The organism is Streptomyces sp. NPDC051364 (assembly GCF_040682115.1).
Classification (GTDB): Bacteria; Actinomycetota; Actinomycetes; order Streptomycetales; family Streptomycetaceae; genus Streptomyces.
The window spans coordinates 79,190-96,374 of record NZ_JBFBAH010000027.1 but is presented as its reverse complement, the minus strand read 5'-3'; the positions used below and the strand labels follow the sequence as shown (position 1 = coordinate 96,374).

Genomic DNA, 17,185 nt, shown 5'->3' with positions numbered 1-17,185 from the left:
TCAGACAGCTGGCGCCCCCCGAACTCCGCGCAGATTCACTGAGCCAGCACAGCCGCCAACCCGCTCAGCCAACCTGCACAACCCCAGGTCAGAAGTATGACGACTGCTCAGATTCACTGACCGGCGACATCAGGTGTCCCGTCTCACCGAAGGTTGGTCAGTCTCACCGAACCTTGACCACTCGGCCGTTTGTCTCATCGAACTTTGACCGCCGCAGGTCAAGGGCAGTGGCCCCCGGGCCAGGCAGGTGCTGACAGCGACGAGGCTGGCCATACGCAGCTGGGCAGCGAGCTCGAGGGTCAAGGTTCGGCTCCGACGGGATTCATCACCACGCAGGCGATGCCATACGCCCGCTCATGAAGTTCAGTCTCCGAGCCAGGTCAGGACCGGCCCGACCGAGTCAGCGGGAATCCGTTGCGTCGTCCTCGGCGGGGCCGGGGGCTGCCGTGCTGTCGGCGGCCTGGCCGGCGGCTCGTTCAGCGCGGAGTTCTTCGGCGACGTCGTAGGCCCGGCCGGGGTCGTAGACGGTGACCGAAGTGCCAGGGCTGTACATCGCGCTCGTCCGGGGCGTGTACCGATAGATTTCGACGCCGCGCTGGGCGGCTATGCCGTCGACCTCGCCGACGGGTACCCGCCACAGCTGGGCGGTGTGGGACGGGGTCCACCACTCGTCCGGACGCAGGAAGTCTCGCTGGACCTCCGTCTGACGCTCCACCGGCACCTGGGCCTGGCCGAGTTGCTCGGTCAACCAGCCGGTCAGCTCCTGTGCGTCGATCCGGAAGAGCGGTGCGAACGTCGACGGTTCGCACTCCACCGTCTCGCTGCGGGTGTGAAACACCACCTTGATCGACCGTCGCTGCCCCAGCCTGAGCCGCTCGATGACGACGACTCGCCGCAGATCAGCCATCGCCGTGGTCGACGAACGCAGAAAGCGGGCGATCACGAACTGGGCCGGAGTTCCCAGGGGGCGGAGCTCGACCCACCGCACGTCCAGGGAGACCGTGGCGAACAGCATGGCCGCGGCGAGCACGACCACCGCGACGACCGTGAGCGTCAGTAGGACCCAGAAAATGCCCCAGATGAGTGCGTTCCCCCAGACCACGGCGGGCACCAGAGCGGCCAGCAGAAGCGGGGCTGCGACCTTCGGCGGGACCATGATGCTCCCGCCGAGCGCGGTAGCCAGCTCGTGGCCCCTGCTGCGCACGAACATCAGCCGCCATCCGGCTGTCACGGGTAACACAACTTCCGCAAGCGAGGCGGGACGCCGAGTTTCCATGACGCAAAGGTAGGGCCCTGCGGAGAAGTGCGTAAGGCCGCAGCGAGCCGTACCTTCTCGAGGTGGAAACCGCAGACGACAGTGCGTCGTCCGGCCACGCAGCGCCTGCCAGGCCCGGGGGCCATCTGCTCTTGACCCGCGGCGGTCAAAGTTCGATGAGACAAACAGCCGAGTGGTCAAGGTTCGGTGAGACTGACCAACCTTCGGTGAGACGGGACATCAGGTAGCCGATACTGTCGTGGATCGGTGAAACTGCGCAGTGCTCACCCGACCTGGCCTGAACCACCCTCAGGACCCCTGTGACTTGCGGGTTTTACCGGACTTTTCAGTGACGCCGATCACTGACAACAGGTGACGCAACCACCTCCAGGATGTCGCGTCCCGCCAACATTCCCCGCCGCGACCGCAACCACCTGCCACCGCAAGCCGATCCGTGGGAATCCGCAACACCCTGTCCAGCAAGAACAGGACACCAGCGTGGTTGGCTCAGCCGACCTTGTGGGCGCGGCCGCCGAGGCGTCGCCCACAGGGCAGACCCGGGCGACATCGGTGACGCGGCGGGCGCCGTGGACTGGGCAGCGCAGATACTCGGCCGGCTCGCTCAACTCGCCGTTGGCTCCAGCTGGTCGTCGACGGTGTAGATGCTCTGGACGAACCCGGCGCCGAGCGCGCGGGTCTCCCGGTGCACTAGGTCGATGTCGCGGTCCAGGCGGCCGAACAGGGGGATGCCCGTACCCAGGAGGACCGGGGCGGTGGTGATGATGAGTTCGTCGAGGATGCCTTCGCGCAGGAACGTCTGGACTATCTGTCCGCCATCCACATACACGTTCTTCGCGCCCTCGGTGGTCAGGCTTTTCAGGAGTGCGTCCAGGCTGCGGTAGACGGTGACGTTCGCGTCATCCGTCGTCAGCTGGGTGCTCAGTACGGCCACGCGCTTGCCTTCGTAGGGCCAGAAGCCGAAGGTGAGGACCTTCTCGTAGGTGTTGCGGCCCATCACCAGCGTGTCGATGCCGGCCATGAACGCCTCGTACCCCATGTCGCCGGCCTGCGCGCCACGCTCGTTGAGCCAGTCGATGTCACCGTCCGGGCGGGCGATGAACCCGTCCAGGCTCGTGCCGATGTAGACCAGGGTACGGAAGGAACGCTCAGCGGCTTCGGGAGTGGAGGAGGTAGTCATGATGGTCTGGCTCCTTGCCGGAGAAAGGGAAACGCAGGTCACTGGGCGGGGCGATGGGGGGCGAGAACGGCGTCCAGGGCGGCGCGCTGCCGTTCGGCGAGGGCGCCCTGTCGGTCGACCGCCCAGAGCACAGCGACCCCCAATGTCGCGGCCTGCACCGTCGCGGCCAGGGCGGTGGTGTCCGTGTCCGGCCCCAGTTCGCGCGCGTCCTTGGCGTGATCCAGCAACTCGCCGATCCAGTGGGACTGCGCCTGCTGGGAGACGAGGGCGCAGTCACGGAACTGCGTGTCCTCCAGATCCGCGCACAGGAACGCGAGATGGTTGGCGAACGCCTCGGGGCTGGCGGCCGCCGCCCAGGTCTCGACGACCAGTGCCCCGAGCGCCGCCAGCGGCGAGTCATGTTCGGCCCGTACGCCCTCGTACAACGCGCACGCATCCTTCGCCGTGTGCTCAGCCAGCGCCAGCAGCAGACCCCGCTTGGAACCGAACCGCTGCACCAACGTGCCCGGCACCAACCCGACCTCCCGCGCCAGCAGGGCCAGTGTCAGCTTCGCCGGGCCCGTCCGGCCCATGACGCCCACCGCCGCCCGCAAGATCGTCGCGTCATCGATACCCCTTGGACGCCCTGCCACGACCCACACCCCCAATTAATAAATGTCTGTTCATTTATTAAAGCGGAGCGGCGCACGCACGGCAAGCCAATGGCGGTCCGGCGGCATCCGGGACATGGGTGCCGGCGAACTCGTCCACGAGGCGTTCGAGCGCGTCACGGAAGGCCTGATGGGCTTCGGCGAGCCCTGAAGCGGACACAGTCCCCCCGCAGCATCCAGCGCATCCTCGGCGCCGTGCGTGAGCTCGGCGGGCACCCGGTGCAGGCATCCGGCGGGACAGCGTGGTGAGGCAAGCAGCATCCCAAGGGACCGCTTCGAGGACCCGGCCCGCCTTGGCTCGGTCAGACTCGGCTTCCGTCATCGTGCTCCCCTCCCCTCCCCTCCCCTCCCCTGCGGGCCCCGCGAACGAAGGCGTTGAGCGCCCCGTCCACGGCCCTTGCCGTGCTGTTCGAACGCTACGGCGTCCACGGAGGCAAGAGCCTCTGAGGCTGCACCAACGGAGGCTGCACCAACGCGCGTTGGGCGGACCGGTGGTACTGCCCCCGAAGGTCCGGGCGCCGGGCCTCACCCGCGCACGCACGCCAATTCGAACGGCAGTGAAACCGCACAGCCTCAACGCGGAGGCCTGAGCTCGCGCAGGCCATAGTCCGGTGGCAGCCATCCCTTCTTCCGCCTGTCGATGGTCTTTCGAGTGTGCGGAGGCGGGTACGGGCAGCCCTGCATCAGATCCGGTTCAGCCCTGGCCCACGCAAGCCCGTAATGGGCGGTGCACACAGGCCAGATGGTCTTCGCAGGCTCCTTCGGAGCCGGCGCCGTCCCTCGCCGAGTCCGGCGCAGCTTGGGGCGCGGCGGCTGGGGCGGGCGCAGCCTGCAGCCCTCAGCAAAGGCCGTCAAGGACGGCAGCCCCTCGCCTCCCAGCGGATCGCTGAACAGCGGTCCGCTGGTGCCGGCCCCGATCCGCCAGAGGAGAGCGGCCGCCCTCAGCAAGGGGCGGGCCCAGTCGGGAACAGGGTGGGTCATGCAGCCCCGGCGCAGCCCCTGGTCGTGAAGGGTGATGGTCGTACCGTCCGGGGCCAGATCGCGGACGTGCGCGGTGGCGAGCTGCGTGGTCGAAGCTGCGGTGAACGCGGCCGTGGCGAGCTGAGCCGCCTGGTATGGGTGTGCCGTGGCGCGGTGGAGCCGCCACGCCACCTCCGCCTCGGTGACCGGCGGCATCACCGGTGGGAAGAAGTCCCGGTCCGCTGCCAGCGGCGCGGCACACCGGCATGGACGGGTCGCGTCGTCGAAGGCCCTGAGAGTGGTCAGGGCGGGCAGGCTGATCCAGCGGTTCGCCAACGGCCGCGCCACTTGCGATGCCTGGCGCTCCAGGATGGCCGGCTCGGTCTCGGGCAGCAGGGCGGAGGCCTCGGCGATGCTGTGGTCCACCTGGCGCAGTTCGCGTTCCAGGAACGCCCGCATGGACCGGTGGTGGCATACCAGAACCAGGCGGACACCGGTACGCCGGCGCAGGGCTAGGAGATCTCTGAAGCGATGCGGGGTGAGCAGGTGAGCGCGCAGCAGGGTCAGGTGGGTGATCGGGGTCGCAAGGATCCAAGCGGCGGCGATCGACCAAGCCGGGGCCGGGTCGAGGTGGCGGTAGCCGGCCAGGGGGACGGGCTTGCCCAGGGCCGCGAGGACATCGTAGGCAAGCGCGATCGCGGCATCCGTCCCCGGAGTCGGATGAACGGTGAGGCGCCCGTGCTGCGGAGCGTGGGATGCAAGGGCCGCCCGGGTGTGGACCACGTCGTCGTACGGGTCCAAGACCACCGTAATCGGCGGCGGGTCCGGGCAGTCCAGCACTCAGGCCACCACCGGGCGCTGGCGCAGCTTGCTGTAGGACCACCTCAACAGGTCCTCGTCCAGAATCCGTCCGGACTCCTTCATCCCGGCAGTCAGGTGATGGGTGATCTTCGCCCAGGCCCGGAAGTTGCCGTGCGCGGCCTCGTCATCGCACATGGCGATCAAGTCCGGGTCCGCGTCCGCCCAGACGGGATGAAAGGCCGGGATGACGGTGAGGACCTCCTCCAGCGGCATCGGGTCGATCTCCTGCCACGCGTACACCCGGGACTCCAGCATCGGCTCGCTCTGCAGCATCTCGAAACAGCCGTCCCCGCCCGTGAACACGATCGTTAGGTCCGAGCCGATGTCATCCCACAAATAGCGCAGATATTCGAAACACATCTTCGACAGCCACTGCGCCTCATCACAGACCAGGACGTGCGTCTCCTCCAGCGCGCCGCGCAGCATCCGGTCGAACTCGATCGGCTGCCCCGGCGGGCGGCCCTGCAGGCCTAGGGCGTGGAACAGCTCGTGGCGCAGGTCTCGGGTCGAGGGGCGGGAGCGGAACTGGATCCGGCGTGTCAGCTTCGGCGCAAGCTCACGCAGCGAGGTGTTCACCGCCAACGACTTGCCCCGCCCCGCCTGCCCATAGATGCAGATCATGGCTCTGGCCTCGATCGCGACGCGAATGTTCTCCCGGACCATGAGCAGAGCACGCGTGGAAACCACCTGGGCGCCCGGCAGCCGCATGAAGTGGTCCTCCCGCTCACGCGGCAGCCGGCCCTGTCGCTCAGCAGTCACCATCGCTCAACGCTCCCCGCTGTCGTTACGTGCATCGGCCGCTCCGCGCGGTGCACCGTCGGCTGCCTGCCCAGCGTCCGTCTGCGAGTCGGCCGCCCGGCGAGGACGGACAACCGGGCGAGCCCAGGAAGCCGGAGGCTCACGGGGAGGGATCAAGTCCGGCAGCGCCCGGGCGGCCAGATCCACGGCCCTTGACCGGGCGATCTCCGCCTGTGCCTGAGAGGAAGTGACCGTGCGCCGCGGACGGGGCGCAGCAGCCGTGGTCGTGGCCGTGTAGCGGGTCTTACGCAGCTTCTCAGCCGCCTTCAGATCCGCCTTCAACGCGCGGGCCTTCTTCTCCCTGACCGAACTCAGCGCACGACGCTGCTCCACCGTCGCCGCCTCCGCCAGGTAGGCGGTCCCGAGGTGCCGTCCCCACTCCTCGGCGGCAAACACCTCGATCCGCCCGTCGTAGTGCGGCAGATACCGCAGCCGGACCCGCATACCGACATGCCCGGCCATCCACGGCCCGATATAGGCACGACGACGCCAGCTGATCCCCTTCGTCGTGATCTTCCGCAGCCGGCCATCGTCCTCCAGCGCGAAAAACGCCAGCCGCTCCTCCGCGACGTCCTCGACCGGCGCCGGATCCGCCTCCCACGCCGCCAACGGCGTCAGGTTCGCGTCCAGACCGGCAGGGTGGTGCTCGGTGTTCCACCAGGCCACCCAGTCCAACAGGACCTTCACGAAGTCCGGGTACGAGAGCAGATCCTCCACCGGATCCGGACGGTACGCCTCCGCGGGGCGAGCCCGGTGCGTATAGCCCGGCAGGGAGACCAGCAGCATCTCCTCCACCGCACCGTTCAGGGCCTCGACGGTGCCCTTCCGGTACGGCTTGTACGCCGACAGATCATCCACCGGGACCGCGAAGCCGCCCAGAGCGCGCTCCACCGTCCTGCAGAGGAACTCCTTGCCCCGGTCCACCCGCACCCGCCCCGGCAGGCCACCGAACGGGCCGTACGGATCCTGCCTGCTGATACCCGTGCGCAGCGCGGCCAAGACCGCGTCCCTCGCCGGTTGATGCGGGGTTACCGCCACTCCCACGATCGCCTTCGTCGCGACATCGATGAACCACGTCACCCACGGACACACCAATGAGCCTTCGAGATCCACCCGTACCGGGATCCGCTTGTGGTCACCCTCCCAACACGCATTCCGATGCGTCGCGGGACGCTTCCCGTACACGTCATACCGGCGACGCGCCGCCTCACCCCCACGCAGACCCGCCCGCTCCCCCGCCGACAGATCGCGCGCCACCGCGCGCTGCAACGTCGCCAACGACGGCACCGCCTCCGGGTCCCCGGCCGCCCGGGCCTCAGCGTCCAGCTCACGGTGGACCGCAGCCACATTCCCACCCCACACCGCCAGACGAGCGCGGACCTGCGCCGTGAGCGTGAAACGCGACTGCGGTCGGCGGCCGGTCCGGCCCTCACTGCGGGCGGCCTCAACCCAACGGCGCACGGTCCGGACCGAGACGCCGAGCCCCGACGCCACCAACCGCACATGCGCCGTCGTCAACCCACCCTGGGCGTCCAAAGCCATCAGACGTTCAACGGCACCCTCGCGCCCCAACCCGGACGGCACTACTGGACCCACCACGTCCTCATCCGGCGGCACAGCCACCGCGCACCACCACCCCGGCCCGACCCCGGCCAACAAAACAGCCTCAGCCCAATGACACCGCCAGAAAACGGGCCACATGACCAAAAGCCCCGAACCGGAGACAACGACCAGCGGCCTGCGGTACAAGGCATCCGCCCCAGGCCCAGCCCACACACCCCTGGTAGCCCGGTCTCTGGCTCATCACCACACAGACCAGTACGGGGTGATCTGATCAGGGCATGACCGACGAGCACTGCGTGACGCGCGACCACATCGAACTGTGGAACGGACGGGTGCTGCCGGACGGCCTGGTGCCCGTCGGCTTCGGCACTGTTCTCCAGGGGTCAATGCTGCCCATCGTGGTCTGGCTGGGCGTCGCCGCCTTCGTGTACTTCATCTACAACCCGGTGATCACCATCGTCGAAGGAGGCCTCTTCCTCGCCTTCTTCCTACTGGGCTTCACACTCCGAAAAAGGTCCGGACACTCAGCAAAATGCAGCTTCTACGGCGCGGTGGGCGGGGTGTTCGACAAATCGATGGCGGGGTTCTGACACCGGACAACAACGGCCACCCACAACCCCGGACGCCGACCACACCCCATGGACACCGCACCCCACTGTCCAGCGACAACGCACACCGATGACACCGAACACACCGCACCAAAATGTCACCACCAGGAGCAGGCCCACCCCTGACCAGCACAAACGACGACCCACCCGCGATGACAACTACCGCAGCAACCCAGTGACAATCACCCGCGGCGTCGCAACCAGGGCAGCCGGATCCTCATCATGGTCCCCACCCTGGACCTCCTGGTGCAGACCACCCAGGCGTGGCGCCGGGTCGGCCACCGGGCTCCGATGGTGGCGGTCTGCTCGCTGGAGAACGACGACGTCCTGGAGCAGCTCGATGTCCGTACGACCACGAACCCGATCCAGCTGGCGCTGTGGGCCGGGTCCGGGCCGGTCGTCGTGTTCGCCACCTACGCCTCCCTCGTCGACCGCGAAGACATCGACGCACCGATGGGCCAGCGGAAGGTTCGCGGGCCGCTGGAGGCCGCCCTTGCGGGCGGAGAGCGGCTCTACGGCCAGGCCATGGAGCGCTTCGACTTCGCAGTGGTCGATGAGGCACACGGCACAGCCGGAGACCTCGGCCGGCCCTGGGCGGCGATCCACGACAACACCCGTATCCCCGTCGACTTCCGGCTCTACCTCACCGCCACGCCCCGGATCATGGCCACGGCGCGGCCGCAGAAGGGCAAGGACGGACGCGAGCTGGAGATCGCCTCCATGCTGTCCGACCCAGACGGTCCTTACGGCGAATGGATCTACGAGCTCGGACTGTCCGAGGCGATCGATCGCGAGATCCTCGCCGGATTCGAAATCGACGTCCTCGAAATCCGCGACCCCGACCCCATCCCCGGACTCTCGGAAGAGGCACTGCGGGGGCGGCGCCTGGCCCTGCTGCAGACCGCACTTCTAGAGCACGCAGCAGCGACCAATCTCCGTACGGTCATGACGTTCCACCAGCGGGTGGAGGAAGCCGCCGCGTTCGCGGCCAAGATGCCCGCCACGGCTGCCGCGCTGTACGCCACCGAGGCATCCGAACAGGCCCTGGCCGCCGCGGAGCAGCTGCCGAAGTCGTCGATCGACGCCGAGTTCTACGAGCTGGAGGCCGGCCGCCACGTACCCCCGGACCGCGTGTGGGCGGCGTGGCTGTGCGGCGACCACCTCGTCTCCGAGCGCCGCGAGGTGATCCGGCAGTTCGCCAACGGCATCGACGCCGACGGCCGACGCGTGCACCGCGCGTTCCTTGCCTCCGTACGCGTCCTCGGCGAAGGCGTCGACATCGTCGGCGAACGCGGGGTGGAAGCGATCTGCTTCGCCGACACCCGCGGGTCGCAGGTCGAGATCGTCCAAAACATCGGACGGGCCCTGCGGCCGAACCCCGACGGCACCCAGAAGACCGCCCGGATCATCGTGCCCGTCTTCCTCCAGCCCGGCGAAAACCCCGACGACATGATCGCCTCCGCCTCGTACGCACCCCTCGTAGCCGTACTACAAGGCCTACGCTCACACTCCGAACACATCGTCGAACAACTCGCGAACCGGCCCCTCACCAGCGGGCAGCGCACAACCCACCTCCGACGCGACAAGGAGGGCCGGATCATCGGGGCCAGCGGCGAAGGCGACGGCCAGGACCGCGAGGGCGAGACCGAAGCCGCGGCGGACTCGGCCCTGCTGCACTTCTCCAGCCCACGCGACGCCGCCACCATCGCCGCCTTCCTCCGCACGCGCGTGTACCGGCCCGAGAGCCTGGTGTGGCTGGAGGGCTTCCAGGCCCTGCGCCGGTGGCGCGCCGAGAACGGCATCACCGGCCTGCACGCCATCCCCTACGACACCGAAACCGAAGTCGGCATCACCGACGCCTTCCCCCTCGGCCGGTGGGTCCACCAGCAGCGCAAGGCCCTGCGGGCCGGCGAACTGGAAGACCACCGCAAACAGCAGCTGGACGAGGAGGGGATGGTGTGGGAGCCGGGCGAGGAAGCATGGGAAACCAAACTCGCACTGCTCCGCTCCTACCGGCGCGCCCACGGCCACCTCGCACCCCGCCAGGACGCCGTATGGGGCGAGAACGGCGAACAGCTCGCCATCGGGCAGCTCATGGCGAACCTGCGGCGCACCGGCGGCCTCGGCAAAAACGAGACGACCACCGAGACCCGGGCCGGGCAACTCGCCGCAATCGACCAGGACTGGAACTGCCCATGGCCGCTGGACTGGCAACGCCACCACCGGGTCCTCACCGACCTCGCCGACACCGAGGCCGGTGGAGTGCTGCCCGAGATCCAGCCCGGCGTCCTCTTCGAAGGCGACGACCTCGGACGCTGGCTGAAGCGACAGACGAACTCCTGGACAGAGCTGACCGAAGAGCAGCAGCACCGGCTGTCCAAGCTGGGCATCAAGCCAGCTGAACGGCCCACCCCAGCCCCAGCGGCCAAGAGTGCCGGGAAAGCGCCGGGGAAAGCGTCAGCAGCCTTCCAGCGGGGCCTGACCGCCCTCAGTCAGTGGGTGGAACGGGAGGGCGCCGAGCGGCCGGTACCGCGCGGGCACAGCGAAGAGATCACGGTCGACGGCGAGGGCGCACCGGTAGCGGTCCGACTTGGCGTATGGATCACCAACACCAAAACCCGCCGCGACAAACTCACCGCCGAGCAGCGCACCGCGCTCACGGAGCTGGGCGTCGAGTGGGCGGGATAGCTGGCCTGTCGGGTCCTGGCTTTGTAGGTGAGTACCGCCCCAACGACCGGCATCGCCACCTCTGGAGACGTGGCACCCGGCGCGACGGCCAGGCCACGGGCCTGCCCACCATCAGCCCGACAAACCGAAACGGCCCGTCAGATGAACCGACGGACCGTGACGTCGAGGCTGCCGGTCAGCCCTGGATCTTGACCGCTTGCATGGCGGTCACCCGGTGGACGTAGCGAGCGGTGACGATCGCTGCCGGCACAACCAGCACATGCAGAGCGAGAGCGAACCAGGTTTCCAGCTGGAACTCATACCGGTAGTCATAGCCGCAGCAAACCCACTCGCTCTGGCTCGCGATGTATACCTCCTTGCTGATGCTCACCTCCTTGCGGAACGTGGTCCACGGACTCAGCAAGAGCGGCCAGGTCATGAGGGTGACCAGGCAGGCGGCCCACCAGGTGTGCAGCAGTCGGGCTGGGTCTGTGCCGGCGCCCTGGCCGGGCGCGCTGGAGGCATGCCAGACGTCGTTGGCGATCTGCTTGGGAAGGAACAGATTTCCGACCGGTATGAGCCATCCCACTACCGCCATGGACGGGCGGTATCGCAGCCGACCGGGAGCAAACTGCTCGGCGACGGAGCGCACGCGGGCGGACCAGATCAGCCAGCTCACTACCAGCCCTGCGCCGAAGAGGAGCTGGGCGGTCCACAGGGCGCCGACTGCGGGGCTGCCCCAGGCCCATGGGTCCGCGATGTTCTTCCAGGCATCTCCCCAGTCCGGATAGAAACCGTCGTCATACACATGTCCTTGGTCGGTGGCGGCGATGATCTGGTGGATAGCCGTAAGTGCGGAGACCAGGGCGGAGAGGGCAAGGAACCAGTAGACAGCGGCCCGGTACCCGTCAGTCGGGCCCCGGCCGCGTGCGCGGCGGCGTTCGTCGGCCAGACGGGACGGCGGCTCCTGCACCTGCCCGGCCTGGTCACGCTGGGATGCCCCGGGAGCCTGGTCGACGGCCGTGGGCACGTACAGCGGTTTGGCCGCGCCTGCGGCTGTCGCCTCGGCGGCTGGATCCGCATCGACCGGAGTCATCCGGGTGTGCGGGTCCTCCTGGTCCAGGAGCTGGACGGCATCCTGGCCGAGCCGGGTCAGCACCTCCAGCGGCAGCCAGGGGCCCAGCGATCGGTACTGGATGTCCTGCCGTTCCCGCAGCTCGGCCAGAGTGGGCCGGTCCGCCGGATCCTTTGCGAGGCAGGTCTCGATCAGTTCCCTCAGCGGCCCGGGCACGCCGATGAGATCCGGCGGCTCGTGCACCACCTTGAACATCAGAGCATGCACCTGCCCTCCCGCCACCTCGAACGGGAGCCGCCCGGAGGCAGCGAAGGCGAGCACCGCGCCAAGCGAGAAGATGTCGCTCGCCTCGGTCAGGCTCTCGCCGCGGATCTGCTCCGGTGACATGAATCCGGGCGAGCCGACCACCACCCCGGTACTGGTCAGGCCGCCGGTGGTGGAGTCCAGGGCGCGGGCGATACCGAAGTCGATCACTTTCGGGCCCTCGATGGTCACCATGACGTTCGACGGCTTCAGGTCACGGTGGACCAGCCCGGCGGCGTGGATGTCACCCAGCGCCCGGCACAACCCTGAGGCCAGACCACGCACCGAATGCTCCGGCAGCGGCCCGTGCTGCTCCACCACCACCTGCTGCAGGGTCGGCCCGGCGACGTAGGCCGTCGCAACCCAGGGCAGTGCCGCGTCCGGGTCTGCGGCCAACACGGCAGCCGTCCACTCCCCGCCGACCTGCCGGGCCACAGCGGTCTCTTTGGCGAAGCGGCGCCGGAAATCCGGGGCCGCCGCCAGCTCGGCGCGGACGGTCTTCACCGCCACCATCCGACCCCGCGGGGACCGGGCCAGGTAGACCACCCCCATCCCGCCCTCCCCCAGCCGGCCAAGAAGCCGGTAGTCCGCGACCCGCTCGGGGTCCTGCTCTTGCAAAGGCTGCACGGTAGGTAGCTCCCCCCTGGAACATCACTGCGGCGCACCAAGGCTAGTGCCGCAAGACGGTACGAGAGCCGCCTATCGCCGTCACTGCAGTTTCGACACCAGCCGGTGCTGCCAGTTCTCACCCGCTGGCCCTGTCATCGGCGGTCACCCCGCGGCTGCGGCCGTCCCCCGCCGAACCGGGGCACGTCATCGACGGTCGCGTCCAGGCGCAGGCGCACGTACCGGATCAGGTGCCGGTAGACGCCGCGGTTGATGGAGGTGTCGGCGCTGATCTCCGCGACGAGGTCGGGCCGGACGAGGGTGGTGTCAAGGACGTCGCGGGTGCCCCATGCCGAGGAGAACTTCACGCCGGTCCATGGACGGCCGGGGCCAGCCTGACAACCAGCGCGCAGCCGGCGGACGAGCCGGGGCTGGGGTGCTCGCGGACGCCGCGGGCAGGGAAAGGTCTTTACGGCTGTCTGGGGTTCAGCCCGGGCGATCCTGTTTGCGTGAGGTGACGCTCGGCCGTGAGGCTCGTTGATCATTTCTGCACGGCGAATGCGTTCGCTGGGGCCCGGCCGCAGCATCCCGTGGCTGGTAGACGGTCCCGAGCCGGAGGTACTCCGCCTGTGGCGGTGAACGTAAATCCCACCGTCAGACGGCGCCGGCTGGGCGCGGAGCTGCGTCGGCTCCGCCTGGCCAGTGGCCTGACGAGTACCCAGGTGGCCGAGCGGCTGATGATTTCCCAGCCCAAGATCAGTCATCTGGAGAACGGCCGCCGCACCATCAAGCCCCGCGATGTGCGAGACCTGTGCGCCCTCTACGGGGTCGCGGACCCCCAGCTCGTCGACTGCCTGATGCGGCAGGCCGGCGAATCGGGCCGCCAGGGCTGGTGGGTCACCTTCGGCGAGGTCCCGTACGCCGTCTACGTCGGCCTGGAGAGCGAGGCCGCCGCGGTCTGCTCCTATGAGCCGCTGGTGGTCCCCGGTCTGCTGCAGACGCCTGCCTACGCGGCCGCGGTCATCGCGGAAACGATCCCTCTGGCCACGGCTGAACAGGCCGCCGCGCGCCTTGAGGTGCGGCTGCGCCGGCAGAACCGGGTCCACCACCCGGCCCGCTCTTTCCGCTTGTGGGTGGTGCTGGACGAATCGGCATTGCGCCGGGTGGTCGGCAGCCCCGCCATCATGCGTGAACAGCTGGAGTACCTGAACCATCTCGGGGCGCAGCCGCACGTCACTGTGCAGGTCCTCCCGCACAGCGTCGGAGCCCATGCGGGCGTCTCGGGGCAGTTCTCCGTCCTCCGCTTCGCGGACGCCTCGGACGGGGGGACGGTGTATCTGGAACGGTTCACCAGCGACCTCTATCTGGAGAAACGATCCGACGTGCAGCGCTACAGCGTCATGTACGAGCACCTGCAGGCTCAGGCCCTGAACCCGGACGACAGCCGCTGGTTCATCACCCAAGCCGCCGAGGTCTACGCCGCGGTGCGCTGACTGGCCGCCGTGCTCCTCCTCGTCGCCGACGTGCTCTACCTCGCGGGCCGCTCCGGCGCACACCCACCGCCCGGCCCCCGAAACGCCCGGTCCTGTCGGATCCGGCCGTGCCGCCGGGGAGGGTACACGCCGTCCGTCCGGGTGGCAGCTGTGGCGTGTGGCGTAGTCCCGCGCTGTCGAGATCGCCGCAGCGGGCAGGGATGGCGAAGCCATTGCCCCTGACGTGAGGAGACCGTCGATGCTGGAGCGCACCCGGCGTAAGAACCGGACCGAGATCACGTTCGTCCTGCCCGCCGGCCATCCGGCCGGTGAGGTCAGCGTGGTCGGCGACTTCAACGACTGGCGGCCCGGCGCCCACCCGATGGCCGAGCGCCCCGACGGCACCCGCGCGGTCACGGTCACCCTCCCGGTGAACCAGCACCACGGGTTCCGCTACCTCGCGAACGGCGGGCACTGGCTCGACGAGGAGGAGGCGGATGGCCACGACGGCCGCAACAGCCTCCTGCACACCTGACCCGCCGAGTGAGCGCGGCCGGCCCTGCTCGAGAAGGAGACCCACCAACGTGACCGACATGTGGAGCTACAACCCGGAGTCCCACTACACGCCCGGCACCAGCCTGGTCGGCTTCAAGGTCGAGGCCAGTGACGGGCACATCGGCAAGGTCGACGAGGCCACCGAAGAGGTCGGCTCCTCCTACCTCGTCGTTGACACCGGACCCTGGATCTTCGGCAAGGAAGTCCTGCTGCCCGCCGGCACCGTCGTGCGTGTCGACGTGAAGGAGAAGACGGTCAACGTCAGCCTCACCAAGGACCAGATCAAGGACTCGCCCGAGTACGACAAGGACAAGCACCGCGGCAACGCCGCCTACCGCGACCAGCTCGGCCAGTACTACGGGCGCGCCCGCATCTGAGCCCAGCGCGGCTGCGGCTCCACACCCGCACGGGAGCCGCAGCCCGAGGGGGTTTGAGGAAAGCCGGTGTGCGCGGGCATCGGGGCACGATCGGTCATTCGCGTGACCTGGCGGGGCCCCTGTCGTTGATGGCGGCGACAGGCGCGCCGCCCACATCCCCCACGGACGGCGCGTGACGGCCCCTGCCCCGCCCCCCGGTGTCAGGGGCCGTCGTCACTACCTCGCGCTCTGGGCAGCCCGGCGCGGCTGTGGTCTGCTGTGGCGGTGAGCTGCGAAGACGAGGGCACGAAAGCCCGGCCGGGCGCAGGAGCGGGGATCCCCGCTCAGGCCAGGGAGACGGTGGAGCAGATCGTGGGTGCGGTCCGTGACGGTGATGACGAGCGGATCCGTTGCCTGCTGGTGGTGCTGGCCGAGGTCGCGAACGCGGCGGTCCTGTTGTACCTGCGCGAGCGGCTCAACGCCGAGCGGCTGGGCTGACCGGGGGGCAGGGTGGCTGCCGGAGCGGCCGGCCCAACCGCGGAGCCGCTCCGGCAGCCCCCGGGAAGCGCGCCGATACGGGGGCTCGCTCCCCGGGTGTGATGCCCGGCTCGGGACGGGCACCACGCGGGTGGGTCAGGGTTGGGGCCACGGGCAGCGGCGGGCGAGGATGGCCCATTCCTCGTCGTGCCGGCCCGGGACGCGTCGTCCTGTGTTCAGCCACTCCTGGACGAGGGCGGCGTCGGCTCCCAGTCGGGGGGAACCGTTTCTCCGCCTCTTCGCTGTCCGCCGATGACCGGGGTGAGCCGCATCGTCGTCGTGGTCATATCCGGTTCAACGCGTATCCGCCCGGCCGGTTACCCGGTTCCTGGCCCGGATTCGTTCAGGGCGGTGCGGGCGGTCTCGGAGTCCAGGAGCAGGCAGAACTCCTCGAACGCGATCCGCATGACGTCCTCAACGCTCGCCGGCTCTGCCTGCGTGGCCCGGTTGGCGTCGAGGTGCGCGGCACCCCGCGCCAGGACCTGCTCCCGGCTGCCGTCGTCGAGGCTGTCGTCGGCCAGGGCCGCCAGGACTTCACGCCAGAGAGTCACCGCCGCTTCCCCTCCGCCGGTTGCGGCGCCAGGCCGAGGTGGGCGGCCGCCCCGGTGGCGTCCAGGACCCGGGCGACGATGGGCTGAGGCGGGCCGCTGAGGTGGAAGCCGGTTCCGGCGCGAGCCGCTTCGGCCTTCGCCCACAGCAGGGCGCCGAGGCCGGAGCAGTCGCAGAACGACACCCCGCTGATGTCGATGCGCAGGCGGGCGGGCCGGTTGTCGAGGCACCTGCGGACCGCGTCGCGGACGGCAGGCACGGTCTCCAGGTCGAGTTCACCGGCGAGAGGGACAAGACCGTAGCGGCCCGCCAGGACAGCGGTCCGGGTGTAGGGGCGGGCGGCCCGCCGAGGAGTAGGGATCACGCCCGGCTCCCGCGGGCCTGCTGTTCCAAGGCGGCGCATCAGCTCTGGCTGTCTCAGGCCGCGGTCGGCGGGTTCGCCGATCCGGCGGCGCGGCGGTGCTCGGCGTTGATGCGCTGCGCTTCCTCGAGCTGGTCCTCGAGGATGACGATGCGGCAGGCGGCCTCGATGGGGGTGCCCTGGTCGACGAGTTCGCGGGCGCGGGCGGCGATGCGCAGTTGGTAGCGGGAGTATCGGCGGTGGCCGCCGGCGGAGCGCAGCGGGGTGATGAGGCGGGCTTCGCCGATGGCGCGGAGGAAGCCCTGGGTGGTGCCGAGCATTTCGGCGGCCCGGCCCATGGTGTAGGCGGGGTAGTCGTCGTCATCGAGACGGCCGAGCGTGTCGTCTGCTGTCATTGCACCTCTCTGTGGAACGCGTGGAGGGGCCCTGGCGCCTATGGCACCAGGGCCCCGAAGGAACTGCTACACCATCTGCCGGCCCTGTTACTGCGCCGACCTTCTGTTTCCGCCGACCCGACCGATACGCCGTCGGGGATGCGGGGATCGCGGTTGCTTGACCGGAGACCACCTCACTATCGATGTCCTGCGGTACCCGGGCTCAGCCTTCCGCCCGGGCGATCCTGATGGTGCTCGGCTCCTCCGTTCTTCCCTCTGGATCAATCACTTACCAAACGGGAACTGCGTACTGCTGTTACTGCGAACTGCTTGTACTGCTGGTGATGCGAACTGCTGGTGGCCTCACCCAGCGCCACTCTTCGGCAGCCAGCCCCGTCGCCCATCCTGCGTCTGCTCTGGCTTAGAACCCCACTGCC

General features: G+C 69.1%; 17 protein-coding genes. 6 read left to right on the top strand and 11 right to left on the bottom strand.

Annotation, left to right across the window (positions count from 1 at the left end; translation table 11 throughout):
- Positions 1 to 400: 400 nt before the first annotated feature.
- From AB0M76_RS34555 to AB0M76_RS34530, 6 genes are all read right to left on the bottom strand, one after another.
- A complete protein-coding gene (locus tag AB0M76_RS34555) occupies positions 401 to 1,231 on the bottom strand; it encodes a hypothetical protein (RefSeq protein ID WP_365956709.1) in 831 nt (276 codons plus the stop codon).
- Between the two features lie 646 nt (positions 1,232 to 1,877).
- Entirely contained in the window at positions 1,878 to 2,453 is a 576-nt protein-coding gene (locus tag AB0M76_RS34550) for a dihydrofolate reductase family protein (protein ID WP_365956708.1), read from the bottom strand.
- A gap of 38 nt (positions 2,454 to 2,491) precedes the next feature.
- On the bottom strand, positions 2,492 to 3,085 hold the full coding sequence (locus AB0M76_RS34545) for a TetR/AcrR family transcriptional regulator (protein WP_365956707.1): 594 nt from the start codon (positions 3,083 to 3,085) through the stop codon (positions 2,492 to 2,494).
- Between the two features lie 591 nt (positions 3,086 to 3,676).
- A complete protein-coding gene (locus AB0M76_RS34540; RefSeq protein ID WP_365956706.1) occupies positions 3,677 to 4,864 on the bottom strand; it encodes a hypothetical protein in 1,188 nt (395 codons plus the stop codon).
- Positions 4,865 to 4,903: 39 nt separating this feature from the next.
- On the bottom strand, positions 4,904 to 5,632 hold the full coding sequence (locus AB0M76_RS34535; protein ID WP_365956705.1) for an ATP-binding protein: 729 nt from the start codon (positions 5,630 to 5,632) through the stop codon (positions 4,904 to 4,906).
- A gap of 57 nt (positions 5,633 to 5,689) precedes the next feature.
- Entirely contained in the window at positions 5,690 to 7,264 is a 1,575-nt protein-coding gene (locus tag AB0M76_RS34530; protein WP_365956704.1) for a Mu transposase C-terminal domain-containing protein, read from the bottom strand.
- Between the two features lie 299 nt (positions 7,265 to 7,563).
- Between AB0M76_RS34530 and AB0M76_RS34525 the strand changes: the two genes are divergently transcribed.
- Positions 7,564 to 7,875: a hypothetical protein gene (locus AB0M76_RS34525; RefSeq protein WP_365956703.1), complete on the top strand. Its 312-nt coding sequence runs from the start codon at positions 7,564 to 7,566 to the stop codon at positions 7,873 to 7,875.
- Positions 7,876 to 8,115: 240 nt separating this feature from the next.
- The gene (locus AB0M76_RS34520; protein WP_365956702.1) at positions 8,116 to 10,581 is read left to right on the top strand and encodes a Helicase associated domain protein; all 2,466 of its coding nucleotides are present in this window, start codon (positions 8,116 to 8,118) and stop codon (positions 10,579 to 10,581) included.
- Positions 10,582 to 10,756: 175 nt separating this feature from the next.
- On the opposite strand, the gene AB0M76_RS34515 is transcribed toward AB0M76_RS34520, so the two are convergent.
- Together AB0M76_RS34515 and AB0M76_RS34510 are read right to left on the bottom strand one after the other, a co-directional pair.
- Entirely contained in the window at positions 10,757 to 12,565 is a 1,809-nt protein-coding gene (locus AB0M76_RS34515; RefSeq protein ID WP_365956701.1) for a protein kinase, read from the bottom strand.
- A 134-nt stretch (positions 12,566 to 12,699) separates the two neighbouring features.
- The gene (locus AB0M76_RS34510; RefSeq protein ID WP_365956700.1) at positions 12,700 to 12,912 is read right to left on the bottom strand and encodes a hypothetical protein; all 213 of its coding nucleotides are present in this window, start codon (positions 12,910 to 12,912) and stop codon (positions 12,700 to 12,702) included.
- 261 nt (positions 12,913 to 13,173) lie between these two features.
- Between AB0M76_RS34510 and AB0M76_RS34505 the strand changes: the two genes are divergently transcribed.
- From AB0M76_RS34505 to AB0M76_RS34490, 4 genes are all read left to right on the top strand, one after another.
- Positions 13,174 to 14,037, top strand: a complete 864-nt coding sequence (locus AB0M76_RS34505; RefSeq protein WP_365956699.1) for a helix-turn-helix transcriptional regulator — start codon at positions 13,174 to 13,176, stop codon at positions 14,035 to 14,037.
- Positions 14,038 to 14,275: 238 nt separating this feature from the next.
- Positions 14,276 to 14,551: an isoamylase early set domain-containing protein gene (locus AB0M76_RS34500; protein ID WP_365956698.1), complete on the top strand. Its 276-nt coding sequence runs from the start codon at positions 14,276 to 14,278 to the stop codon at positions 14,549 to 14,551.
- Positions 14,552 to 14,609: 58 nt separating this feature from the next.
- Complete coding sequence (locus AB0M76_RS34495) at positions 14,610 to 14,948, top strand: PRC-barrel domain-containing protein (RefSeq protein WP_365956715.1); 339 nt, start codon at positions 14,610 to 14,612, stop codon at positions 14,946 to 14,948.
- A 264-nt stretch (positions 14,949 to 15,212) separates the two neighbouring features.
- Entirely contained in the window at positions 15,213 to 15,425 is a 213-nt protein-coding gene (locus AB0M76_RS34490) for a hypothetical protein (protein WP_365956697.1), read from the top strand.
- Positions 15,426 to 15,781: 356 nt separating this feature from the next.
- Here the strand turns inward: AB0M76_RS34490 and AB0M76_RS34485 are convergent, their stop codons facing one another.
- The 3 genes from AB0M76_RS34485 to AB0M76_RS34475 are packed head-to-tail and all read right to left on the bottom strand — an operon-like array spanning position 15,782 to position 16,769.
- Positions 15,782 to 16,015: a hypothetical protein gene (locus tag AB0M76_RS34485; protein WP_365956696.1), complete on the bottom strand. Its 234-nt coding sequence runs from the start codon at positions 16,013 to 16,015 to the stop codon at positions 15,782 to 15,784.
- On the bottom strand, positions 16,012 to 16,377 hold the full coding sequence (locus AB0M76_RS34480; RefSeq protein WP_365956695.1) for an STAS domain-containing protein: 366 nt from the start codon (positions 16,375 to 16,377) through the stop codon (positions 16,012 to 16,014). Before AB0M76_RS34480 ends, AB0M76_RS34485 begins: the two co-directional genes overlap by 4 nt.
- A 53-nt stretch (positions 16,378 to 16,430) precedes the next feature.
- Positions 16,431 to 16,769: a MerR family transcriptional regulator gene (locus tag AB0M76_RS34475; protein ID WP_365956694.1), complete on the bottom strand. Its 339-nt coding sequence runs from the start codon at positions 16,767 to 16,769 to the stop codon at positions 16,431 to 16,433.
- Between the last annotated feature and the right edge of the window lie 416 nt (positions 16,770 to 17,185).